The 22,771-nt window shown below is 72.7% G+C and carries 10 protein-coding genes and 22 pseudogenes; 13 read left to right on the plus strand and 19 right to left on the minus strand.

The genetic code is table 11. The features are described from left to right. Window position 1: 1 nt before the first annotated feature. Together UK94_RS23160 and UK94_RS23170 are read left to right on the plus strand one after the other, a co-directional pair. Window positions 2-385 (plus strand): annotated as a pseudogene (locus UK94_RS23160) (sigma-70 family RNA polymerase sigma factor); the annotation flags it as partial. A 1,053-nt stretch (window positions 386-1,438) separates the two neighbouring features. Then, window positions 1,439-2,140, plus strand: a complete 702-nt coding sequence (locus UK94_RS23170) for a hypothetical protein (RefSeq protein WP_055751492.1) — start codon at window positions 1,439-1,441, stop codon at window positions 2,138-2,140. Between the two features lie 575 nt (window positions 2,141-2,715). Here the strand turns inward: UK94_RS23170 and UK94_RS74780 are convergent. From UK94_RS74780 to UK94_RS23210, 12 genes and pseudogenes are all read right to left on the minus strand, one after another. After that, window positions 2,716-2,813, minus strand: a pseudogene (locus UK94_RS74780) (hypothetical protein); the annotation flags it as partial. 1 nt (window position 2,814) lies between these two features. Then, a pseudogene (locus UK94_RS62875) lies at window positions 2,815-2,863 on the minus strand (hypothetical protein); the annotation flags it as partial. A 1-nt stretch (window position 2,864) separates the two neighbouring features. Further along, window positions 2,865-3,837 (minus strand): annotated as a pseudogene (locus UK94_RS23180) (cation diffusion facilitator family transporter); the annotation flags it as partial. Between the two features lie 98 nt (window positions 3,838-3,935). Further along, window positions 3,936-4,217, minus strand: a pseudogene (locus UK94_RS23185) (metalloregulator ArsR/SmtB family transcription factor); the annotation flags it as partial. 244 nt (window positions 4,218-4,461) lie between these two features. Then, window positions 4,462-5,325, minus strand: an 864-nt coding sequence (locus tag UK94_RS23190) for a ribose-phosphate pyrophosphokinase (RefSeq protein ID WP_235489389.1), incomplete at its 5' end; no start/stop codon positions are given. A gap of 1 nt (window position 5,326) precedes the next feature. Beyond that, window positions 5,327-5,403, minus strand: a pseudogene (locus tag UK94_RS62885) (hypothetical protein); the annotation flags it as partial. A 215-nt stretch (window positions 5,404-5,618) separates the two neighbouring features. Beyond that, window positions 5,619-5,749: pseudogene (locus tag UK94_RS74785) on the minus strand (ABC transporter permease); the annotation flags it as partial. A 1-nt stretch (window position 5,750) separates the two neighbouring features. Beyond that, window positions 5,751-6,339 (minus strand): annotated as a pseudogene (locus UK94_RS62890) (ABC transporter permease); the annotation flags it as partial. A 1-nt stretch (window position 6,340) separates the two neighbouring features. Next, window positions 6,341-6,974 (minus strand): annotated as a pseudogene (locus tag UK94_RS62895) (hypothetical protein); the annotation flags it as partial. Beyond that, a partial coding sequence (locus UK94_RS62900) for a DUF4162 domain-containing protein (RefSeq protein WP_235489391.1) occupies window positions 6,901-7,419 on the minus strand: 519 nt, incomplete at its 5' end. The gene UK94_RS62900 and the pseudogene UK94_RS62895, both read right to left, overlap by 74 nt. Window position 7,420: 1 nt before the next feature. Continuing rightward, window positions 7,421-7,883 (minus strand): annotated as a pseudogene (locus UK94_RS62905) (ATP-binding cassette domain-containing protein); the annotation flags it as partial. Window positions 7,884-8,695: 812 nt separating this feature from the next. Next, the gene (locus UK94_RS23210) at window positions 8,696-9,265 is read right to left on the minus strand and encodes a TetR/AcrR family transcriptional regulator (protein WP_011604760.1); all 570 of its coding nucleotides are present in this window, start codon (window positions 9,263-9,265) and stop codon (window positions 8,696-8,698) included. Between the two features lie 208 nt (window positions 9,266-9,473). Between UK94_RS23210 and UK94_RS62910 the strand changes: the two are divergent. Both UK94_RS62910 and UK94_RS23215 read left to right on the plus strand, forming a co-directional pair. Then, a pseudogene (locus tag UK94_RS62910) lies at window positions 9,474-9,556 on the plus strand (NmrA family transcriptional regulator); the annotation flags it as partial. Window positions 9,557-9,566: 10 nt separating this feature from the next. Beyond that, window positions 9,567-10,358 (plus strand): NmrA family NAD(P)-binding protein (locus UK94_RS23215; protein WP_235489393.1); only part of this gene is annotated, 792 nt, incomplete at its 5' end. 403 nt (window positions 10,359-10,761) lie between these two features. Here UK94_RS23215 and UK94_RS23220 read toward each other — a convergent pair. Further along, window positions 10,762-11,679, minus strand: a pseudogene (locus UK94_RS23220) (class I SAM-dependent methyltransferase); the annotation flags it as partial. A 129-nt stretch (window positions 11,680-11,808) separates the two neighbouring features. Continuing rightward, window positions 11,809-11,994 carry a hypothetical protein gene (locus UK94_RS23225; protein ID WP_055751499.1) on the minus strand — a complete coding sequence of 62 codons (186 nt, stop codon included), beginning with the start codon at window positions 11,992-11,994 and terminating at the stop codon, window positions 11,809-11,811. A gap of 200 nt (window positions 11,995-12,194) precedes the next feature. On the opposite strand from UK94_RS23225, the pseudogene UK94_RS62915 reads away from it, so the two are divergent. From UK94_RS62915 to UK94_RS62930, 4 pseudogenes are all read left to right on the plus strand, one after another. Next, a pseudogene (locus UK94_RS62915) lies at window positions 12,195-12,395 on the plus strand (hypothetical protein); the annotation flags it as partial. Between the two features lie 22 nt (window positions 12,396-12,417). Then, a pseudogene (locus UK94_RS62920) lies at window positions 12,418-12,975 on the plus strand (MFS transporter); the annotation flags it as partial. A 1-nt stretch (window position 12,976) separates the two neighbouring features. Next, a pseudogene (locus UK94_RS62925) lies at window positions 12,977-13,254 on the plus strand (MFS transporter); the annotation flags it as partial. A 1-nt stretch (window position 13,255) separates the two neighbouring features. Continuing rightward, window positions 13,256-13,808: pseudogene (locus UK94_RS62930) on the plus strand (MFS transporter); the annotation flags it as partial. Window positions 13,809-14,049: 241 nt separating this feature from the next. On the opposite strand, the pseudogene UK94_RS76385 reads toward UK94_RS62930, so the two are convergent. Next, window positions 14,050-15,039 (minus strand): annotated as a pseudogene (locus UK94_RS76385) (WS/DGAT domain-containing protein); the annotation flags it as partial. Between the two features lie 1,037 nt (window positions 15,040-16,076). On the opposite strand from UK94_RS76385, the pseudogene UK94_RS62940 reads away from it, so the two are divergent. Next, window positions 16,077-16,441: pseudogene (locus UK94_RS62940) on the plus strand (MarR family transcriptional regulator); the annotation flags it as partial. Window positions 16,442-16,563: 122 nt separating this feature from the next. Continuing rightward, on the plus strand, window positions 16,564-17,385 hold the full coding sequence (locus UK94_RS23245) for an SDR family NAD(P)-dependent oxidoreductase (protein ID WP_055751503.1): 822 nt from the start codon (window positions 16,564-16,566) through the stop codon (window positions 17,383-17,385). Window positions 17,386-17,611: 226 nt separating this feature from the next. Here UK94_RS23245 and UK94_RS74790 read toward each other — a convergent pair. After that, window positions 17,612-17,860: pseudogene (locus UK94_RS74790) on the minus strand (helix-turn-helix domain-containing protein); the annotation flags it as partial. Window positions 17,861-17,961: 101 nt separating this feature from the next. Here UK94_RS74790 and UK94_RS23255 point away from each other — a divergent pair. The 3 genes and pseudogenes from UK94_RS23255 to UK94_RS62950 form a co-directional block, all read left to right on the plus strand. Further along, a complete protein-coding gene (locus tag UK94_RS23255) occupies window positions 17,962-19,374 on the plus strand; it encodes a DHA2 family efflux MFS transporter permease subunit (protein ID WP_055751505.1) in 1,413 nt (470 codons plus the stop codon). Between the two features lie 99 nt (window positions 19,375-19,473). Continuing rightward, on the plus strand, window positions 19,474-20,769 hold a 1,296-nt coding region (gene lpdA, locus UK94_RS23260), incomplete at its 3' end, for a dihydrolipoyl dehydrogenase (RefSeq protein WP_268761578.1). A 1-nt stretch (window position 20,770) separates the two neighbouring features. After that, window positions 20,771-20,856 (plus strand): annotated as a pseudogene (locus UK94_RS62950) (hypothetical protein); the annotation flags it as partial. A gap of 13 nt (window positions 20,857-20,869) precedes the next feature. Here the strand turns inward: UK94_RS62950 and UK94_RS34050 are convergent. The 3 genes and pseudogenes from UK94_RS34050 to UK94_RS74800 all read right to left on the minus strand — a co-directional run. Beyond that, window positions 20,870-21,076, minus strand: coding sequence for a hypothetical protein (locus UK94_RS34050; RefSeq protein ID WP_041939367.1), 207 nt, complete (start codon window positions 21,074-21,076; stop codon window positions 20,870-20,872). 225 nt (window positions 21,077-21,301) lie between these two features. After that, window positions 21,302-21,441 (minus strand): annotated as a pseudogene (locus tag UK94_RS74795) (DNA-binding protein); the annotation flags it as partial. A 1-nt stretch (window position 21,442) separates the two neighbouring features. Next, window positions 21,443-21,880, minus strand: a pseudogene (locus UK94_RS74800) (OB-fold domain-containing protein); the annotation flags it as partial. Between the last annotated feature and the right edge of the window lie 891 nt (window positions 21,881-22,771).

Consider the following 22,771-nt stretch of genomic DNA (forward strand, 5'->3'; position numbering starts at 1 on the left):
NCGCCCAGGCCGAGGAGGTCGCGCAGGAGGTCTTCGTCGCGGTGTGGCGTGACGCCTGCCGATTCGACCCGGACCGGGGCAGCGTCACCGGCTGGGTATCGACAATGACCCACCGCCGCGCCGTCGACCGGGTCCGATCCGTCGAGGCCGAGAAGGCCCGCGAGCACCGGGCGGCCGGAATGTACGCCGCCCGCGCCCACGACCAGGTCGCCGAGCAGGTGGAACTGCACCTCGAACACGAGCGGGTCCGCGGGTGCCTCGACAGCCTCACGCCCCGCCAGCGGGAGTCGATCACCCTCGCCTACTACTCGGGTTTCACCTACCGTGAGGTCGCCGAGCTGCTCACCGTGCCGGTCGGGACGGTCAAGACCCGCATGCGCGACGGNCTCAGCCGGCTGTCGGACTGCCTGGGGATGGACTCATGAACACCGCCGACGCGCACACTCTGACCGCCGCCTACGCCCTCGACGCCCTCGATGCCGCCGACCGGTCGGCCGCCGAGGAGCACATTGCCGCCTGCCCGGCGTGCGCCGCCGAGGCGGACCGGCTCTCCCGCGCCGCGGCGAACCTCGCCCAACTGACGGCCGAGGCACCGCCGCCGGCCCTGCGCGACGCCGTCCTCGACGCGATCTCGGTGACCCGCCAACGCCCCCCCGCCGTGCCGCCGGCGCCACCCCCCGCGGCGCCACCCCCCGCGGATCCGCCGACGACCCGCCATCCCACCCAGCTCTCGACCCGGCGTGCGGGCCACCACGGCGACCGCGCATCCCGCGCATCCCGCCCGTCCCCTGCGGCCCGCGCGATCGCCGCGGTGGCTGCGGCCGCGGTCGTCGCCTGCGGTGTGCTCGGGGGCGTCGCCCTCGACGAGCGCCACCAGCTCAGCGCCGCCCGAGCCCAGACCGAGCAGGCCCGGAGGCTGGCCGCCGCCGCCCTCGTCGCCACCGACGCCGCGTCCCTGCACGGCGGGGGGACNCTGCGCACCGCAAGCGTCGGACACATCGCCGTGGTGTCCGCCCGGGGACTGCCCACGCTGCCCGCCGGCCGGACCTACCAGCTCTGGTTGATCTCGGCGGCGGGACCCCGCTCGGCCGGCTTCGTGGACGGCCGGGCGGGTGCGGGGATCTGGCAGCTCGACGACGTCCGCGGTGCCCGGTCCCTCGCGCTCACCGTCGAACCATCCGGCGGCTCACCCGTGCCGACGACACCGCCCGTCGGCACGACGCCGTTGCCCAGCTGACCGTCCCGGCCCCGGCTCATGCGCCACCCGCCACCGCGACCGCGACCGCGATGCCGGCCAGGAAACTGCAATGCCGGCCAGGAAACTACGACGCCGGCCGAAAACTGCGACGCCGGCTCGGAAAACCGAGGTGGGGACCAATCCGCGGGGCGCAACGGTCCGAACTCCTGGTGTCAGCTCACCACGACCTCGGGAGATCTCATGCGCCGTCCTCGCCTCGCCGCCGCCACCGCCAGCGCGTTCCTCGCCGGCCCGCTCCTGCTCGGCCTCGCCGCCTGCGGCGACAGCGGCGACAGCAACGGCGGCAGTGGTGGCAGCGCCGCAGCCGCAGCCCCGGCAGCCCCGGCAACCCCGGCGGCCAGCGCGTCGCCCGCCCCGCAGGCCGCGATTGCCGCACTCACCGGCAGCGACACCGCCGTCGCGGTGGACCCGGCCGTCCTGACCGCACTGAAGTCGCTCGGTGTCGCGGTCGCCCCGACCGGCACCGGAAAACTCACCCAGCAGTACGGGCCGACCCTCGACTTCCCGATCACCGGCGGCGCAGTGAAGATCTTCGACCGGACGCAGGTCACCCCATACGTCCAGGGACACATCGAGCATCAGGGCAGCGGATTGCGGTTCTCCGCCGGGACGAAGACCCTGACCGTGCAGAACTTCACCGTCGACCCGGGCACCTCCATGCTCAACGCCGAGGTTGTCGAGATGGGTAACGCCAAGGTCCCGCTGTTCTACCTCGACGGCACCAACCTGAAGATCAGCAAGGACAGCGCGGGCCGCGCCAAGCTCGACGGAACCCAGGTGCAGCTGACCGACACCGCCGCGGGCGCCCTGAACAAGACCTTCGGCGTCACCGCCTTCACCGACCGCATGCCCATCGGCATCGCGCACATCACCGCCGACTGAGCCGACTGGCTACGTAATAGTGTCAGGGCAGGGAATGGTGCGCAGGCGATCCTCGCATCCTTCGATGCGGACTGCGGCGGGTGTGGTCTGCATGCTGCTGGTGGCGGCGTGCGCCGGTGGTGAGGGATGGGCCGAACATTCCGCGCCTGCCGCCAGCAGTTCCCGCACCTGTGGCCAGGCGATACCGGTGGGGTTCCGAACGCCACCCTCGACGCGATCGGCGTCTGCTACATGGAGCTCCCGAGGCCGGCCTGCACGGGGCCGTCGCCTTCATCGTGCGCAAGGGAAGTGAAGATCACCAGGGAGGATGCCGTCGGCGTCGATGGCGGCCGCCGCGGCCTGCACGGAGGCGTCGTCGGTGACGTCGAGCTGGACCGGCCGCGAGTGAGTGCCGGGCTGTTCGTGGTCGGTGAAGCGGGCCTGCGCACCGGAGACGTGGACGTAGGCGTCGAGGAACCCGGTCCAGGCATGCACCTCGAACAGCAGCTCGGGCAGGTCGATCCGCGGGCGTGGCCGGTAACGGCAGCCGATCAGTCGCGGCCGGCCCCGGACATCCTCGGCTCGCCGGCCGCCGNGCGGTCACGGGCGATGCCGCACGGGTCGTCGTGCGGGGGGGTGCACGGCTCGCACTCGGACTCGATCGTCACGTGGGTGATGGCGTACCGCTCCGCGANCATCGCCTTGATCCCGTCGGACACCGCCCGCGCCTGCGCCAGGCTGGGANGACCATCCTGCACGCCGTCGAGATGGCCGAGTTCCAGGTGCACCGAGGCGGCGAAGACCCGGTCGGACAGGCTCCACACATGCAGGTCGTGCACGTCGAGGACATGGGTGTCGCGCAGGATGTCCGCGCGCACCGCTGCGACGTCCAGGCTCTCCGGCGTCGCCTCCAGCAGCACCCGCGACGCGCTGACCAGCAGCTTCATCCCCTGCCCGGCGATCAACACGGCGATCAGCAGGGAGACCAGCGGGTCCAGCCAGTTCCAGCCGCCGACCAGCCAGATCACCAGACCGGACGCGGCGACCGCCACCGACACCGCCGCGTCTCCGGCCAGGTGCAGCACGGCGGCGCGGGTGTTCAGATCGGCGTCGCGTTCGTGGACGGCCAGGGCGCTGGCCGCGTTGACGACCGCCGCGACGAGCGCGACGGCGACGACCACCGGGCCGTCAACCGAGCCGTGCGCGCCGAGGCGGCGCAGCGACTCGACGGCCAGCAGCGCCGTCACCACCAGCACCGCCGCGGCGTTCGCCTGCGCGGCGAGCACCGGCCAGCGCACCCCGCCGAACGTGCGCCGCGCCGACGGCGGACGCTGCGACAACGTCAGCGCCACCAGCGCGAGGACCACCCCGGCGGTGTCGGTCAGGTTGTGCCCGGCGTCGGCGAGCAGGCCGACGGACCCCGCGGCGAACCCGGCCACCGCCTGCCCGACGACGATCGCCAGGTTCAGCCCGGCCGCCAGCCACAACCGGCGCCGCTGCCGCGCGCTCCCCCGCCCCGCCGCCACCCCGTGACTGTGCCCGTGACCATGGGCGTGCACGTGGCCGTTCCCAGGCGGGTGGCCGAGAGGGTGATCGTGGCCGGGGTCGTGCGCAGACCGAGCCCCGTGCGCCTGGCTGGCGTCGTGGGCATGGTCCGTGTCGTGACCGACGTGACCGACGTGCGGCTCGTGGTCGTGGCCGTGGTCGGGCGTGGTCATGACTCACCCACCCCCGCCAGGGAGGACCCGGCCGGTGCCACCGCAGCCCCTGCGACGACGGCGTCGCCGGCGGGGTGCACGTGCTCGGTGTCGACGGNGAGGACGACGTCGAGCAGGTCACCGAGCGCGTGGCGGAGCTTGTCGTCGGCGAGTTCGTAACGCTGGCGGCGACCCTCCGGGGTCGCGACGACCAGCCCGCAGCCACGCAGGCAGGCGAGATGGTTGGACAGGTTGGTGCGGCCCACGCCGAGGATCTCCGCCAGCTCCGACGGGTACGCCCCGCCGGCCCGCAGCACCAGCAGCAGCCGCGCCCGCGTCGGATCGGACAGCGCGTGACCGAACCGGGCGAGCACCTCAGCCTGCGACGCGACCTTGACCATGCTTCAACGGTACAGCGGACGCTGACATCAGCCAATCCTGACCTGTTCCCCGCCGCGCCGCGGGCCACAGGTCCCGCCCGTTACCGCCGTCCTACCCTTCCGCCCCGGCCCGGTCCCCTGCCCCAGCCCGGCCCGGCCCCCTGCCCGGCCCTGGTCCCTCCCCTGCCCGGCCTGGCCCGCTGCTTATCCAGAGGCCTCCGTGTCCGTTTCGTCCCTCTGGATAAGCAGGGGGTGCCGAGAGGGGTCAGGCGTCGAACAGGGCGCTGACGGACTCGCCGTTGTGGATGCGGCGGATCGCCTCGGCCAGCGGCGGGGCGACCGTGAGTACTTCTAGCTTCGGCACCCGGTCGTCCAGCGGGATCGGCACCGTGTTCGTGCAGACGATCTCCACGACGTCCGGCTGGTCGGAGATCCGCTTGAGCGCCCCGGCGGAGAACAGCCCGTGCGTGCACGCCACCCGCACCGAGCGCACGTCGAGTTCCCGCAGCCGTTCGAGCAGCTCCAGCACCGTGCTGCCCTTGGCGATCTCGTCGTCGAGGACGATGACGTCCCGGCCGGCCACATCCCCGATGACGGTCGAGATGCTCACCCGGTCGTCGGCGAAACGCTGCTTGGCCCCGGCCGCGACCCGTACCCCGAGCATCCGCGCGAACGCCGCCGCCTCCTTGGCGTTACCCAGGTCCGGCGACACCACCGTCGTGTTCGACAGGTCGTGGCGGCGGAAGTGCTTGGCGAGCTCCCGCAGCGCGTGCAGATGGTCCACCGGCACGCTGAAGAAGCCGTGCACCTGCGGGGAGTGCAGCGTCATCGCCAGCACCCGGCTCGCCCCGGCGGCCACGAGCAGGTCCGCGACGAGCCGCCCGCCGATCGAGATCCGCGGCGCGTCCTTCTTGTCGGAACGCGCGTAGGCGTAGTGCGGCAGGACCACCGTCGTGCGCGCCGCCGACGCCCCGCGCGCCGCGTCCAGCATCAGCAGCAGCTCGACGAGGTTCTCCTGGACCGGGGTGACCAGCGGCTGGATGAGGAACACGTCGCGCTCCCGGCAGTTCGCCGGCAGCTGCACCTCCAGGCAGTCGTTCGCGAACCGCTGGACCCGCACCCGGTGCAGNGGCACGTCGAGGTGCGCGCAGATCTCCTCGGCGAGGATGGGATGGGCACTGCCGCTGAAGACGGCGATGTCTCGCACGAACCGCTCCCTGTTCTCTTTTCCCTGACCGGCCGGCGACGGCGCCCGGCCGGCCGGCGTCGGTCGTCGCTGGCCTGGGCGCCGCCGCGATGGCCGACGCCCGGTCGATCGCTCCGGATGCTACCGACCGCGGCGCGCCGACGGCGGCCTCGGACGCCGGGCTCACGCCGGGCGCGAGCTCAGGCCGGGCACGGGACTCACGCCGGGCGCCGAGCTCAGGCCGCGCGCAGGGCATCGCGCAGCGCCACCCGCGTCCCCGACCGCTTCACCGCGTTGCCGTACACCCGACCGGCCAGCCAGACCAGCACCGCGATCCACGCCAGGCTCAACGCCAACGCGACCAGCANCTGCCAGACCGCCACACTGCCGATCCCGATCACCATCGGCATCAGGATCGGCGCGAACAGCGGGACGATCGCCAGGGTCAGGATCAACCCGCTGTCGGGCGACGACGGCAGCACCGAGATGCCCAGCACGTACGGGATGAGGATCATGGCGATCATCGGGGCGGTCACCCCGCCGGCGTCCTCCTGACGCGACACCAGCGCCCCGGCGGCGGCGAACATCAGCGCGTACATCGCGAACCCGACGAGGTACCACAGCAGCGCCAGCGCCACCGATCCCACGGCGACCCCCGCCGGGATGTCGAGTCCCCCGGTGGCCAGCCCCAGCCCCACCCCGACCGCGCCGATCAGCGCGAGCTGGCCGAGGGCCACCACGCCGATCCCCAGCACCTTGCCCGCCATGAGCTGCCACGGGCGCAGGACGGCCAGCAGCAGCTCCACCACCCGGCTCGTCTTCTCCTCGATCACGCTCTGCGCCACCACCGGGCCGAAGATCAGCAACGAGACGTAGATCAGCCCACCGGCGAGCAGCCCGAGCACCAGCCGCGCGCCGTCCCGCTCGGGCCGCGGGCGCAGCGCGGTGACGGCGACCNCCGCCGTCGCGACCGCCCGGCCCACTGTCGCCGGATCCCCGCCGAGGGCGGAGATCTGCCCCTCCAACGCCGCCTGCCGGGCCGCGACGGTCAGCACGGACGTCAGCGAGTCGCCGAGCTCGGAGTCCACCACCACCCGGTAGCCACCGCCCGTCCCCGCGCCGCCATCCGTCCCCGCGCCGCCATCCGTCCCTGCAGCGCCATCTGTCCCTACAGCGCCGCCCGCCGTCGGCGGCGCCACCAGCACGAGGGCGTCGACGTCTCCGTCGAGCACCGCCTGCCGCCCGGCCGCGGCGTCGGCGTAGGTGCGCACCGCGACGTCGACGTCGAGCGAACGCGCCGCCGCCACGATCGCCGCCGCCTGCGTGCCGTCCGCCGCCGTCACCGCCACCCGCCGCGGGGACGAACCACCCACGGAGCTGGTCACCAGCACGCTCGCGGCGATCGCGACGACGAACAGCGCCGTGGTGATCTGGAACGCCCGCGAGCGCACCCGCGTGCGGACCTCCCGGCCGGCGACCAGGCGCAGCACCCGCCACGCCGCCAGCTCACCGTCCGCCTCAGCCATCGCCATCGCCGACCCCATCGCCAACACCAACACCAACGCCGGTGTCGGCGCCAAGGTCGGCGCCATCGCCAACACCAACGCCGGTGTCGGCGCCAAGGTCGGCGCCGACACCGGCGCCGACCACGTCACGGAACAGCTCCGCCAGCGACGGCCGACGGGGATGGAACTCGCGCACCGGACCGCTCGCCAGCGCCGCACGCAGCACCGCCTGGTCGTCGGCGCCCGGCGCGAGCTCGAGCACCGTGCGAGACCCGTCCCGCCCACGCACCCGCACCCCGGCCAGCCCGTCCGCCCAGCCCGTCGGCGCGTCCGGGGCGTCCACGACGAGCCGCCCGCCGCCGGTGGCCCGCAGCTCGTCGACCGGTCCGCAGGCGACCATCCGGCCCGCCCGCACGATCCCGACCCGATCGCACAGCCGCTCGACGAGGTCGAGCTGATGGCTGGAGAACACCACCGGCACCGCGGCGGCGCGCCGCTCCCGCAGCACCTCGCTCATCACGTCGACCGCGACNGGGTCCAACCCGGAGAACGGCTCGTCGAGCACCAGGGCCACCGGATCGTGCACGAGCGCCGCGGCGAGCTGGACCCGCTGCTGGTTGCCGAGACTGAGCTTCTGCACCTCGTCGTCGCGCCGCGCGGCCACCCCGAGCCGCTCGGTCCACTGCGTCACCGCCCGGCGCGCGGCCGCCGGCCCCAGGCCGTGGAGCTGGGCGAGGTAGTGCAACTGCTCGGCGACCTTCATCTTCGGATAGAGCCCGCGCTCCTCGGGCATGTAGCCGATCCGCCGACGGGTACGCAGGGTCAGCGGCGCACCGTCGTAGCGGACCTGACCCGCGTCGGCCGTGACCACCCCGAGGATGATCCGCATCGCGGTCGTCTTGCCGGCACCGTTGCTGCCGACGAACCCGAACAGCTCACCGGCCCGCACCTCGAACGACATCGCGTTCAGCGCCACCACGTCGCCGTAGCGCTTGGNCACGCCGTCNACCTCCAACGCTCCGCCGNCCATCCCACCCCCCTCCCGCGATCCCGCGCCTGGACCTCCACCGGGGACCACTCGGACGATCATCCTCCCAGCAGTCTGGTCGGCATGTCCGCCCGCACCCCCGATCCGTTGCCGGAGGGGTCTGCTGGTTGGTGGTCAGGTGCTTCTGGTGGTGGGTGTTGTTCATGATCAATTTTGGTCGACCGACTTCGTCAACGCCGTTGATTATCTTGTTCGACGCTGATCCGCACNCAAGGACCACCGGGACAGTCCCTACCGGTACCCCGCGCCGAAGGGTCAGCTAGTCGATTGCGGTGTTTCTGCGGCACGATTCTGGTGCCGGTGGGTGGCGATAACCAGCAGCAGGAAGCCGGCGAGCCACAGGATGNCGCCGGCCGTGGTGCAGGTGCGAGTGGCGGCGGAGAAGCCGGCCAGGCGCGGAATCGTGTACAGGGGCACGGCGCTGTAGTACAGCAGCATGACCCAGCCGCGCGTGCGAATCGGCGCCAACCATGTACGCAGGCGGCGAGGCACATGGTTGGTGGCCANGGCCAGTCCCGCGGGCAGCAGGGTGAGGGAGAACGTCGCCAGGCCGATCCACTGCCACACCATGCCGCGAGGACTCCTCTGCTGGGACGCCGTGCTCGTACGGTGGTCCGGGATGCGAGCCACAGCGACGATTGTCCCCGACTGCGGCCCTGGCGACCTATTTTCAGGCCTGGGCACCGCGGCCGTCCGCCGACGATTCGGTGCAACCATCTGATGTTCTGCTGGCCACTCCCCCGGCCGGTGCCGTGCGCCGTCAGCTCGGCGGGGCGAGCAGTCCCGCCAGGGTGAGGTCGACGAGTCGGCCGGCCTGCTCGGCGGACATCTGCTCGGCGATCCAGGCGGCGGCGTTCATCAGGGCGAAGATGTCGGCGCCCGTCGCCTCGCGGCGCAGCACGCCGGCCTCGCGTGCCCGCGCGATGAGCCGGTCACCGATGCCGGTCATCTCGACGCACGCCTGGTGCAGCTCGGAGGCCTCGTCGTCGACGCCCTCGGCGAGCACGGCGGCGAGCCCCTGGTAGGCCGCGGCATGCGCGATGACGGCGTGCACCCACGCGGTGAGCGCCGCGGCGGCACCGGGCTGGTCGAGCAGGTCCGCCCCGCGCGCGAACAGGGCGTCGTTGCGGTGGCGCAGCAGCGCGCCGAGCAGTGCGCGCCGGTTGGGGAAGTGCGCGTAGAGCGTGCCGATCGCCACGCCGGCGCGGCGGGCGACGCCCTCCAGCGAGGCGTTCGTGCCCTGGGCGCGGAACACCGCGTCGGCCTCGGCCAGCAGCCGCTCGCGGTTGCGCCGTGCGTCGGCGCGCGGCCGCCGCCCGGACTCGGTCATCCGCCCTCCCCGACCATCCACCTCGAACGACCATCCACCTCGAACGAGCGTCGGACCTCGAACGAGCGTCGGACCTCGAACAAAACATCCACCTCGAGCGACCATCCGATCTCGGTGGGCCAGCCGCCCCGACGGAACTTGAGGCCGCCTCAGAATATTATTCATGAGGCAGCCTCAGATTAACGGACGAGACCTTCGGGAGACACGGATGATCCTGGTAACCGGTGCGACCGGCTCCATCGGACGACCCCTCGTGCACCAGCTTCGGCAGGACGGGGCGGCGGTGCGGGCNCTGGTCCGNGACGAGGCGAAGGGTCGCGCGCTGGGTTGCGAGTTCCTCGTCGGCGACTTCGACGACCCGGCGTCGATCGTCGCCGCTCTGGCCGGGGTCGACCGCCTGTTCCTCAACGGCGCGGGGGCGCAGCCGGCCGGCGGGGAGCAGCCGATGGTCCGCCAGCAGAAGTCGATCATCGATGCGGCGGTCGCCGCCGGCGTCGAACGGGTGGTGAAGGTGTCGGTCTGGCAGGCCCGCGAGGGCGAACGGCTCGCCGGGGGCGCCCACTGGCAGATCGAGCAGCACCTCAAGGCGTCGGGGCTGGGCTGGTCGATCCTGCAGCCCAACGGCTTCATGCAGAACTTCATCACCGGGCAGGGCTCCTTCACCGCCGACGGGAACCTCGTCGGCGCCTACGGCGACGCCGCGGTCTCCTACATCGACTGCGCGGACATCGCCGCCTGCGCCGCCGCGCTGCTGACCGGCCGAGCCGGCGACGGCGAGACCTTCCTGCTCTCCGGGCCCGAGGCCCTGACCTATGCGCAGATCGCCGAGAAACTCTCCGTCGCGCTGGGCCGGACCGTGCGCTACGTGAACCTGACCGTCGACGAACTGATCGCCGCGCTGACCGCCCAGGGGCTGCCACCCCAGTTCGCCGAGGACGTCGCCGTCCTCACCCAGGGGCTGGCCGGCGGCATCGCCGCGCCGACGACCACGGCGGTGCGCGACCTCACCGGCCACTCCCCCCGCACCTTCGACGAGTTCCTGGCCGCCCACCACGGGGCGCTGACCGCCCTCGCCTCAGCGTCGCGCCGCTGACCGGCCTCGCCGGTGCTCCGTCTGGCTGACCCGCAGAATCCCGGCCAGACAGGGGCCAGATCATGCCGAGGGCTCGGTACGGTCTTCGGGCCCAGAAGCGTCTCGAAGCCTCGGCACGATTCCGTTGCCGGCCGATGACAGAGGGTACGGTCGACGGGTGGGCTCGGCGATGGGCCNCCAGAGTGCCCGCGAGGGTCGTCAACGGTGTTGATTATCTTGGTTGGCGACCTGGCCGCGACCGCAATGNGGCCCGCGGGAATCCCATTCTGTGACTCCTGGACCGATCAGCCGGGGCGGCCCGCGGAGCTCATGCGGGGGGCGGGACGCGGTCGGCCACGAGGATGCGGCCGTTGCGCAGCGAGCGGCGGTGCTGGATCGGGGTGCCGAGGTCCTGGGCGAGGGNGAGCAGGGAGTCGTCCCGGGTGACCACGAAGCCGCGGACGCCGACGGCGCGGCGCAGCGCCGCCGGTGTCCACACCGAGCGGTTCGGCTCGCGGGTCATCGGATTCGCCTGCCTGGACAGGGCGCTGAGCAGGCGCGCCGCCCCTCGGCCGAGCGGCGCCGAGGGTGCCGGGGTGTGGTAGTGCACGATCAGCCGGCTGCCCGCGGCGGAGCGGTCGCCGACGATCCGCAGGGTGCGGGCGACCTCGCCGCGGGTGAGGTAGGGGACGACGCCCTCCCAGATCCAGATCGTCGGGACCGACCGGCGGTGGCCCGCGGCGGCCAGCGCCGCGGCGAGGTCGTCCCGGCTGAAGTCCACGGGCACGAAAAACGGCGGCGTCCCCGCCGGCGCCAGCTCCCCGGCCCGCTCGCGTTTGTCGCGCTGCGACGCCGGATGGTCGACCTCGAACACCGGCGTGGCGGCGAGCTCCGCCATCCGCCACGCCCGCCCGTCCAGCCCCGCCCCCAGGATCACGACCTGCGCCGCGCCAGCGGGCACCGGGTCGGCCGCGCCGACCACGCCGAGGTCCACGCCGGGGGCCGCATCAGAGGCGGGTAACGCCTGGCGCACGGCGTCGTCGATCGCGACGGTGCGCGGCGCCATCACCTCGCCACAGGCGCGCACCATCTCGAAGGTCAGCCGCGGCCCCCAGCCCGCCGGCGTGGCCCCGGACCGCACCTCCTCGACGATGCCCCGCTCGGCGGCGAGCAGGAACGCCATCGCCGTCGGATCGTCGAACCGGCCGGGGGCGAGCCGCTCGTGGGCGACGGCCCGTCCCTGGCAGACCATCACCGCCGTGCGGCTGGCGCCGCCCGTGCCGCCCATCGGCCGATGGCCTCTCCCCCGCGGCCGTCCCGCGGCAGAGCCCCGTGCCCTCATCGCGCACCTCCCTCGCCCTCCCCCGCCGTCCGCGGCCCACCCCGCCGGGCGGCCCGCGCATCGACGACGCGGGAGTTCCGGCCCTCATCGTCGCAGCTTGCACGACCCGCCGGCCCGGTCAGGGTCCCTTCACACCACCTCGGGCGGCCCGTCCCGCTCACCGCCCGCCGCGGGCCCGCGGCCGTCGGGCTGCAGATGGCGGCGGTGGTCTCCGCCGGCCAGCACGAAGATTCCACTGGCCACGGCGAGGACGATGGCGACGATCCGCCCGGCGGTGTCGTCGAAGATCCCACCGATGGCATCGAAGATCTGCACGACCGCGGTGCTTCTCGACGGCGATGATCACTAGACGGCGGTGCCTTCCCGACCGCGGTGCCTGGTCGGCGCAGCGTGGGATATCGGCGGCGGAAGCGGGCAGAGAGCCGAAGGCCAACGTCATCCGCGGGGCCGGCAGGGGCGGTCGGAACCGGCGGCGGCGGACGGCGCGCACGCAACCGCGACGGTGTGGAGGTGGCATGCCCGGCAAGGACAGCGGCGGGTTGGGGACGATCCGCACGGCGATTCCGGCCCGACTCGACCGTCTTCCCTGGGCCCGGTTCCACTGGATGATCGTCATCGGGCTGGGAACGGTGTGGATCCTCGACGGGCTCGAGGTGACGATGGTGGGCGCGGTGGGTTCGCGGCTCACCGAATCGGGCAGCGGAATCTCGCTGTCCNCCTCCGACATCGGCACCGCGNCCGCGATCTACGTGCTCGGCAGCTGCCTGGGCGCCTTGTTCTTCGGTCAGCTCACCGACCGTTTCGGCCGGAAGAAGCTGTTCCTGCTGACCCTGGGCGTCTACATCGTGGCGACGACGGCGACGGCGTTCTCGTGGGCGCCGTGGTTCTTCTTCCTGACCCGGTTCCTCACCGGCGCCGGAATCGGCGGTGAATACGCGGCCATCAACTCGGCGGTCGACGAGCTGATCCCGGCGCGGGTGCGGGGACGGGTCGACCTGCTCATCAACGGCTCCTACTGGCTGGGTTCCGCGGCGGGCTCGGCGCTGACCGTGTTCTTCCTGTCCGAGCGCCTCTTCCCGACCGACATCGGCTGGCGGCTCAGCTTCGGCCTCGGCGCGGTGCTCGGACTGGTCATCCTCGTCGTGCGCCGGCACGTGCCGGAAAGCCCGCGCTGGCTGTTCATCCACGGCCACGCCGACGACGCCGAACGGATCGTCGGCGACATCGAACACACCGTCGAGGCCGAGACGGGCACCCGGCTCGCCAGCCCGGACAGGCAGATCACCGTCCGCCAGCNCACGGTCATCCCGCTGCGGACGATCGCCTCGACGGCGTTTCGCACCTATCCCCGCCGCGCGGTACTGGGACTGGCGCTGTTCGTCGGCCAGGCCTTTCTCTACAACGCGTTCACCTTCGACCTGGGCACGATGCTGACGACGTTCTACGGGGTGAGCTCGTCGGCGGTGCCGGTGTTCCTCGTCGTCTACGCCCTGGGCAACTGCGCCGGCCCGCTGCTGCTCGGCCGGCTGTTCGACACCGTCGGACGCAAACCGATGATCGCGGCGACCTATCTGGNCGCGGCCGCGCTGGCGGTGCTGCTCGCCGTGCTGTTCGCCGGCGGCGCGCTGACCGCGTGGACGTTCCTGCTGCTGGTGGCGGTCACGTTCTTCTTCGCCTCGGCGGGGGCGAGTTCGGCGTACCTGACGGTCAGCGAGATCTTCCCGATGGAGACCCGGGCGCTGGCGATCGCGTTCTTCTACGCCGTGGGCACCGCCGTCGGCGGCATCACCGGCCCGCTGCTGTTCGGTCACCTCATCGACACCGGCCGCACCGGGCCGGTGATGGTCGGTTTCCTCGTCGGCGCGGCGGTGATGGCGGTCGGCGGTGTCGCCGAGCTGCTGTTCGGCGTGGACGCGGCCGGCCGTTCCCTGGAGGACATCGCCGCTCCGCTCACCGCCGCCCCCGACGCCGCCGACGCCGACGTCGACGCCGCGGCCGGTGAGAAGGGTGAGAAGGGTGAGAACGGCGGCGAGCCGTACCCCGACGAGCCGACCCGTGCCGGCGGCGCGGACCGGTCCGGGCTGCCGGGCGCGGCCCTGGCACCTCCCGGGAGGGCCGGGTCCGCGTAGCGGCCCGGGCGCGTCGGCCGCCGTCGGCCGTCGCGCCGCCCTCGCTTCCAGGGGCGGGCATGTGCCGACACGCCGCGCACGCCCGCCCCAGGAAGCGCCCGCATCCCGGCGGCGGGGATGCGGGCCACACACACCAGACCTACCGGGCCCGCGGCCCCGCGTCGCGCTGAACCGGCACCCGCACGCCGCCGGGCGGCGTCGATCGGCCAAGCTCGGTGAGCTCCGCCAGCCACAACTGGGNGAGACGCTCGTGGTTCGGCACACTGTCGCTGGCCGCGAACGTGATCCCGATGCGGTCCCCAAGACCGAACAGCGCCACCGACAGGTGCTGGCGTCCGACGAGCAGCGGCCCCGTGCCGATCAGGTCGGTGACCGTGCGTCCGGCGACGGCCAGCGGCCCGCGGATCGTGCGGGCGTTGGTCGCCACCATGGCCAGCTCCCGGGTGCGACCCCCGAAGCTCGCCGCATACGACAGCATGCGGGGGGTGGCCCGCGCCGCCACGGCGGGGAAGTGGTGATGCTCCACCACGCCCATCCCGCCCTCCTTGAGTCGACGGGTCACCTTGGCGATACGGGCCAGCCGCCGGGCCGGCTCCGGTTCTCCGCACGGCAGCGCGATCCGCACTCCCGAGGTGTAGTTCGACAGCACGTTCTGGTCGGCGGCGATGCGGATGCTGACGGGCATCAGCGCGTGGACGGGCCGGGAGTCCTCCCGCCACTCCGGCAGCGACCACGATCGCACCGCCCCGGCGAGGGCGGCCAGGTAAACGTCGTTGACCGAGGCGTCGTGCCGGCGGGCGACGTCCCGCATCGGCCCGAGCTCGGTGGTGATCCAGGTGTGGCGCGCCGGACCCACCGGCTGACCGCCCCAGGCGTCCAGGACGCGCGTCGGCGACAGGCAGCTCAGACCCCGGCTGACGAAACGCAGGTAGTCGCCGGCCTGCGGACGGGGAATCGACGCGGGCAGTCCCAGGTCGGGCTCGTCCTCGCCACCGAACAGCAGGTGCAGCGACCGGTAGAGGGCCGCGCCGTCCTGGGCGATGTGGCTGGTCCGGTAGACGACCACGGCGCCCGCGGTCCCCCGCTCGCACAGCAGATAGAGCATCCACGGCTGGGCGCTGGTGTCGACGGGACGCCTGGCGATCGCGTCGATGGCGGCACGGATGCGCCGGTCACCGATCGCGTCGCCGCCGAGCAGGCCGGCGACCTCCGCGGCACTCGGCAGCTCCATGGCGACGACGCNCTCGTCGACCTTCATCTCCGGGTCGCTGACCCAGTGGGTCTCGTGCACCGTGGAGCGGCGGTCGGCCGGGCGGACCGTGACCGTCTCCAACCGGTCGGTCAGCATCCGCGCCCGTGGTGCCCGCAGCCGTTCGGCGACGTGGGCCCGNAGGTCCGTCAGCTCCACCGGCCCGTCGAGGAACAGCACCGCGCCGACATCCTGGTATTCACCGGGATTGAGCCGGTGGAAGGCGAGATAGGCGCGGTCCCCCGCGGTCAGCGGGTGGGCGAACGCCCGGTTGTAGCCGGTCTTCGAGACCGTGTCGAGGAGGGTCATCAGGCGCGCCCCCAGCCCGTCACCGGGCATTGGGTGCAGGCCTTGACAACGCGATCAACAATGTTAGCAGATCGACGCACGGATGCGTCGTGGATACCTGTACCCATGTACCTGTTTATCCGCGGNCCGATCAGCCCATCCAGCCTTGTGTCGTACGTCTCCACACGGATGGGCAGGATGGGCGAGAACGATCCCGCCGGAGGGCACGACCAGCACGATAAATGCAGGTGGGCGCGGGTGCGGAACGGTACCGACACCGGGCCGGGACATCAACACGAATGGGCTACGGTGCTACCGCGACCGGGGTTACACGAATTCCCTCGATAGACGCGTGCCCATTCCTGGCCGGTGCGATCGGGGGATACCCGGACCCTTGCGAGGTGGCCGTCGTGAAGATGCGTCGCGATGGTGCGTGGCCATGGTGCGTCGTGCGGATGCGCCGTGAGAGGCGCCGTGAGAGGCGCCGTGCGGATGCACAGTGAGAGGCGCCGTGCGGATGCGCCGTGAGAAGGCGAGGTGGGACGAGCCACCCTCGCGGTGCCGGTAGCGTGGCGGGATGGACGCAGCCCCGGCGACCCCCTCCGGGCACGACGAGGCCGGCGACTCGCCGTTGGCCCGCCTCGAGGTGGCGCTGTCGGCCCTGGTGCGCTGGAGCGAGAGCAGGCACATCCGGCTGCAGGTGACGCGGCGGTCCGGCTGCGAGCTGTCCNCCAGCGAGCTGCGGCTGCTGGAGCACTTCGACGCCGCCGGGCCCATGCGGGTCTCGGACATCGCCTCGTGCCTGCACATCGACATCTCCACCGTCTCGCTCCAGCTGCGCGCGCTGCGCCGCGACCACCTGGTGGAGCGGCTCGCCGACGCGCAGGACCGCCGGGTGGCCGTGATCATCATCACCGCGAAGGGGCGCGAGGTGGTGCGCCGAGTACGACTGGCCCGCCGCGACCTGCTCGGCGAGGTCTTCGCCCAGACCGGGACGGTCGACCTCGACCAGGCGGCGCGGGTCCTGCTGCAGGTCCAGACCCACATGCGCCAGGGCGTGATCGACGGTCCCGGCGGCGGGTCGTCCCCGGCCTGACCTGCGCGTCGTCCACGGTTGCGCGGTCCGATGACCGGCACGGTTGCACGACGTCGGGCCGGGATGCTTTTATTCATCAAAATTGCTGGGAAGGCGATGGGCGCAGCCGGAGAGGGGACGCGATGAGGACGATGGTGATCACCGGCGGAACCGACGGCATCGGTCGGGCCCTGGCGGACGTCCATCTCCACCGTGGCCACGCCGTGCTCGTCGTGGGCCAGAGCGCCGAGAAGGGTCAGCGGTTCCTCGACGCCGCACGCGAGCTCGGCGCCGGCGACCGGGCCCACTTCGTGCGGGCGGATCTGAGTCTGATCAGCGAGAACACCCGGCTGCTCGAGGAGATCGGTCGGGTCTTCCCCGCTGTCGACGTCCTGGTGCTGGGTGCGCGCTACCACCGGTCGGTGCGCACGGAGACGCCCGAGGGCCTGGAAAGCAATTTCGCGCTGTTCTACCTGAGCCGCTTCCTGCTCAGCCACGGGCTGGCGGCGTCGCAGGAACGCGCCGAGACACCGATCGTCCTCAACGTCGCGGGGCCGGGGGGAACGGGACCGGTCCAGTGGGACGACCTGCAGCTGCGCCGGCACTACCTCGGAACGGGGGCACTGGGCCACGGCGGTCGGCTCAACGACCTGCTGGGCGCCGGATTCGCCACCGTGCACCCGGACAACCGGATCAGGTACATCCTGTTCCATCCGGGCGTCGTGTCGACCAGCTTCGCCGGGGAGTACGACCGGGTCACCGCCGCGCAGGTCGCCGGGCTGAAGGTGTCCGGCAAGTCGGTGGCCCAGAGCATCGACCAGATTTTGCCCTGCCTCGACCGTCCCCCGGCCGAGCCCCTGAGCGCCTTCGTGGAGGGCAGGCGCCTCGACGTGGACACCCCGTACTTCGACCGCGACGACGCGGCCCGCCTCCACCAGATCACCGAGAAGCTGCTCAGCGCCTGATCCACCCGCGCACACGGCGGCGACCCACTCATCCGAGCTCGTCGCGCAGCTCCCAGACGAAGCGCTCCAACCCGGCGACGAAGGCCTCGGCCTCGGGCGCCGACCAGCCGACCAGGCGGCGGCCGAGNAGCTCGGCGAGACGCCGGCGCAGCAGGCCGACCACCTCCTCGCCGTCCTCGGTGAGGCTGAGCAGGGTGCCGCGCGCGTCCGGGTCGGGACTGCGCCNCAGCAGGCCCCCGGCCTCCAGCCGGCTGGCATACCTGCTGGTACCCGACCGGTCCAGGCCGATCTCCCGACCGAGCTGCACCGCGTTCGCCGGGCCCATCCTGGCCAGTCCGCTGAGCAGCGGATACGACGAGATGTCGAGCCCGCGGCCGATCCCGGCGACGAGGTCGGCATACAACCCGAGCCTCGTCCGCCGCTGGAGCAGCTCACCGAGGGCTGCCTCGAGGCGTTCTCCGCGTTCCGTCTCCACTCGCCCAGGTTAGCGTGCAAGTCGCACGGGAATCGGCTAGCCTCCCCTCGAAGCGTGCGATTTGCACGCCCGAACGTGCAGACACGTCGCGGGGAGTCGCCATGGTCCAGCAGGCCAGCCCGCCGCTGGTGACGGCGGAGCCGGGGAAGGCCGACAGTCGCCTGGTCGCCGCACTGCTGCTCGGCGCCGTGCTGCCGCTGCTCGACAGCACCATCGTCAACGTCGCCCTCGATCGCCTCGCCACCGCCTTCGACGTGTCGGTCACGACCATCGGCTGGGTGGTGACGGGCTACGCGATGGCCGCCGCCGTCGCCATCCCCGGCACCGGCTGGGCCGTGCGCCGCTGCGGCGGACGCCAGGTCTGGATGGCCGCGCTCGCCGTGTTCCTGGCCGGCTCGGCCCTGTGCGCGCTCGCCTGGGACGCCGGGAGCCTCATCGCCTTCCGGGTGGTCCAGGGATTCGGGGCGGGTATGTCCATGCCGATCCTGCAGACGATCCTGGTCGGGACCGTCGGGGTGGCCGGGGCACGCCGGGCCATGGCCACCATCGGCATCCCCGCCGTGGTCGCGCCGGTCCTCGGCCCACTGGTCGGCGGCCTCGTCGTCGACCATGCGAGCTGGCGGTGGATCTTCGTCGTCAACATCCCCGTCTGCCTGGCCGCGCTGGTGCTTGCCAGGACCCATCTCCCCCGCACCCCACCGCAGGGCGGGGGCACGCTCGACGTGACGGGCCTGCTGCTGCTCGCCCCGGCGCTGGCCGGCATCGTCCTCGGCCTGTCGCGCGCCGGTAACACCGCCGGTGCGGACGACGCGACGGTCGTCGTGCCCCTGGCCGCCGGCGCGGCGCTGCTTGGCCTGTTCGGATGGCACGCGGCGCGCCATCCCGACACCGCCGCCCTCGATCCGCGGCTGCTGCGCCGGCGGGCGTTCGTCGCGGCCGGTGCGCTGACGCTGCTCGCCGGGCTGTACTTCTACGGCGCGCTGGTTCTGCTGCCGCTGTTCTACCTCCAGGTCGTCGGCTACTCCCCACTCGCCACCGGCGCGGTGCTCGCCCTGCAGGGAGTCGGCGCGTTCGCCGCCCGTTCCGCCAGCGGGCGACTGACCTCGCGGCTGGGCACCCGGACGGTGGTGCTGGCCGGGCTCGCCCTGGCCGCCGCCGGCACCCTTCCCTTCGGCGTCACCGACGGGCCGGCCGACGCAGGACTGCTCGCGGCCGGCCTGCTCGTGCGCGGCGCGGGAATCGGCATCGTCACGGTCCTCACCCTCGCAGCGGCCTACCACGGCCTGAGCCGCCACGAGATCGGCCACGCCAGCGGGGCGAGCCGGATCCTGCTCCAGCTCGGCGGCGCTCTCGGCGTCGCCGGAGTCACGACGCTCCTCGCCGGCCAGCTCGGCTCCCCCGGGGCGCCGACCCACGTCGCCTTCGCGCACACGTTCCGGCTGCTGATCGCCAGCATCCTGGTCGGGCTGCTGCCCGCCCTCGCGCTTCCCGGACGAGCCGCCGAGGATGGCTGACCCGGGCGGCCGACGGGTGTGACCGAACGCCGGGTGGGCGGGAATCCGGGGGCCGGCCGGCATCGTTACGCTGCCCTTGTGAGCGAACATTTCGACGTAGTGGTGCTCGGTGCGGGTCCGGGCGGGTATGTGGCCGCGATCCGGGCCGCCCAGCTCGGTCTGACCACGGCCGTGGTCGAGGAGCGGTACTGGGGCGGGGTGTGCCTGAACGTGGGCTGCATCCCGTCGAAGGCGCTGCTGCGCAACGCCGAGCTCGTGCACACCCTCACCCACGAGGCCAAGACGTTCGGCATCTCCGTCGACGGATCGATCACGGTCGACTACGGCGCGGCGTTCCAACGCAGCCGGAAGGTCGCGGACGGCCGGGTCAAGGGCGTCCACTTCCTGATGAAGAAGAACAACATCACCGAGTACTCCGGGCGCGGCACGTTCGTCGACGACCACACCCTGTCGGTCACCGGCGCGGACGGCGCGACCAGCACGGTGACCTTCGACCACGTCATCATCGCCGCCGGCGCCACGCCGCGACTGCTGCCGGGCACATCGCTGTCCGAGCGGGTGGTCACCTACGAGCAGCAGATCCTCAGCTCCGAACTGCCGCGCAGCATCGTCATCGCGGGCGCCGGGGCGATCGGCGTCGAGTTCGGCTATGTGCTGCGCAACTACGGCGTCGACGTCACGATCGTCGAGTTCCTCGACCGGGTGGTGCCGCTGGAGGACGCCGAGGTCTCCGCCGAACTCGCCAAGCACTACAAGAAGGCCGGCATCACGAACCTGACCTCGACCCGGGTCGACTCGATCGACGACTCCGGCGACACGGTGAAGGTCACCGTGACCGGCTCCGACGGCGTGTCGAAGGTGCTGGAGACGGAGAAGGTGCTCCAGGCGATCGGCTTCGGGCCGAACGTCACCGGCTACGGGCTGGAGAACACCGGCGTGGCGCTGACCGAGCGCGGCGCCATCGACGTCGACGGCTACTGCCGCACCAACGTCCCGCACATCTTCGCCATCGGCGACGTGACGGCCAAGCTCATGCTCGCCCACGCCGCCGAGGCCATGGGCATCATCGCCGCGGAGACGATCGGCGACGCCGAGACCTACCCGCTGGACTACGTGATGATCCCGCGGGCGACGTACTGCCAGCCGCAGGTCGCCAGCTTCGGCTACACCGAGGCACAGGCCCGCGACGCCGGCTACGACGTGAAGGTCGCGAAGTTCCCGTTCTCGGCCAACGGCAAGGCGCACGGCCTCGGCGAGACCGCCGGCTTCGTGAAGATCCTCAGCGACGCGAAGTACGGCGAGCTGCTCGGCGCGCACCTCATCGGCCCGGACGTCACCGAGCTGCTGCCCGAGCTCACCCTCGCCCAGCGCTGGGACCTCACCGTCGCCGAGNTCNCCCGCAACGTCCACGCCCACCCGACGCTCGGCGAATCGGTCAAGGAGGCGCTGCACGGCCTCGCCGGCCACATGATCAACTTCTGATCCGGCCGGTCCCTCAGCGCAGCGGTGGCGGCGGCTCGGCGGAGACGCCGACCGCCTCAACGCGATCACCCTCGTCGACGCGCGTCACCTGCGCGCCGACGGCATCACCGCGAACGCCCTGTCCCCCGGCTTCTGCTCCACCGACCTCAACGGCCACACCGGCCACGACACCGCCGACGAGGGCGGCGCCCGCATCGCCGCCCAGGTGCTCGCCCGCCACGAGGAAGGTTCAGGCCTGTTCCTGAGCGAGAAGGGTGGCACCTGTCCCTGGTGACCGCGTGGACCGCTCGCCGTCAGGGGAGAGGCCCTGGTGCCGCGTCCCGCCGAGCGCGGCATGCCGGCTGTCCAGAGGGCATCGGTGTCCGATTTATCCCTCCGGATAGGCGACAGCGGCCGACGCGGGCCTTCCGCACTCCGCCAACTTGATCACAGGAAGATGCTCGGACTAACGAGCCCCGGTGGCCGCCGGTCGGCGCGGGCGGAAGAGGACGGTGGGGGTGTCCGCGCCGGGGCGGGCGTGGAAGGCCGCACGGACGGGTTGGCCGACCTTCGCCTCCCCCGGCGCAACCCCGTCGAGCCGGCCGGNCAGCCGGATCCCCTCGTCCAGGGTGACCAGCGCGAGGACGTACGGCGGGCGGCCGGCGAAGGCGGGCACGCTGGGATGGCGGATGACGAGGTAGCTCTCGACGACGCCGGTGCCGGCCGCCGGCGCGAAGTCGGTCGGCCCCGCGCAGTGCCGGCAGCGTTCCGGGCGCGGTGGCAGCCAGCTCCGGCAGTCGAGGCAGCGGGACAGCACGAACCGGTCCTCGCGCAGCGCGGCCCACAACGGGCCGGTGCCGTCCTCCTCGTCCTCATTCTCGGATGGTGGCCCGGGCGATACCGCGCGATCCCCTTCACCCGCCGCGTCCCCGCGTTCGGCGTCCTCACCCGACGTGACTGGCGTGCCTTCCGCTGCTGCCGGTGCCGTCCCGGCCGCGGCCTCCCCGGAACGGTCTGCCACCGCCGGCAGAACCGCGGCCCGCACATCCCCGTCGAGGTCCGCCCCGGTGGCAGGGTGGGCGGTCCTGGCAGGCGCGCCGCTGTCCCCCGCGTCCGGGCGGTCCGNGGCCTCCCGGGGTTCCGCCCGGTCCGCTGGCGGCGGCGATTGCGCGTTCCACGAATCCGCACTCGGCGTGACCACACTCGGCGAATCCACCCTGGGTGCGGCCACGGTCAGCGAGGCCGCGGTCGGCGGGTCCGCGCTCGGTAGGGCCCCGATCGGCGGGTCCGCGTTCGGTGGCGCCGCGTTCGGTGGCGCCGCGTTCGGTGGGGCTGCCGGCGACCCGCCGCGGGTGTCGGCGGTCGCGGGGGGTGGGGCGGGTGTGGGAGACGGCGGGGTCGTGGTTCGGGTCGAAGGGATGATCCTGACCGACGGGACTCTGGTGGACGGGTGGATGGCGGGCGGAGAGCCGGCCGAGGACGGGTCCGGCGGGCGGGCGACCGGGCGAAGGACGCGCACATGGGGTTGACCGCTGATCATCTGCTCCGCACCGCCGTTCTCACGATCCTCCGACTGTCGCCGGCGCCGTCGGGGCCCATCCCCGCCGGTGACGAGCGTCGCCGCGGGCTCGCCGCCCCTGCCGGCGGCCAACGCCCGACCACGCCCACCACACCATGGTGGTTCATCCGATGGAGCTACGCCTCAAACACGGACTCCCCGTGCGAATCCGATCGGGCAGGCACGCGGGCGTGCCGCAAGAAGGGCCCGCCGGTGGCGGGCAGGTCGACCCGGTCGACCGTCTATCCTGGATCACAGATCCTGGACCGCGGCTTTCGGTTCATGGCTTTCGGTTCACGGCTTTCGGGTCACAGCTTGCGGTTCACACAACGTGGATCAGGGTGTTCGAGTCACGATTTCGGATCGTATTGCGTCGCC

This window comes from Frankia sp. AvcI1, from assembly GCF_001420875.1.
Taxonomy (GTDB): domain Bacteria; phylum Actinomycetota; class Actinomycetes; order Frankiales; family Frankiaceae; genus Frankia; species Frankia alni.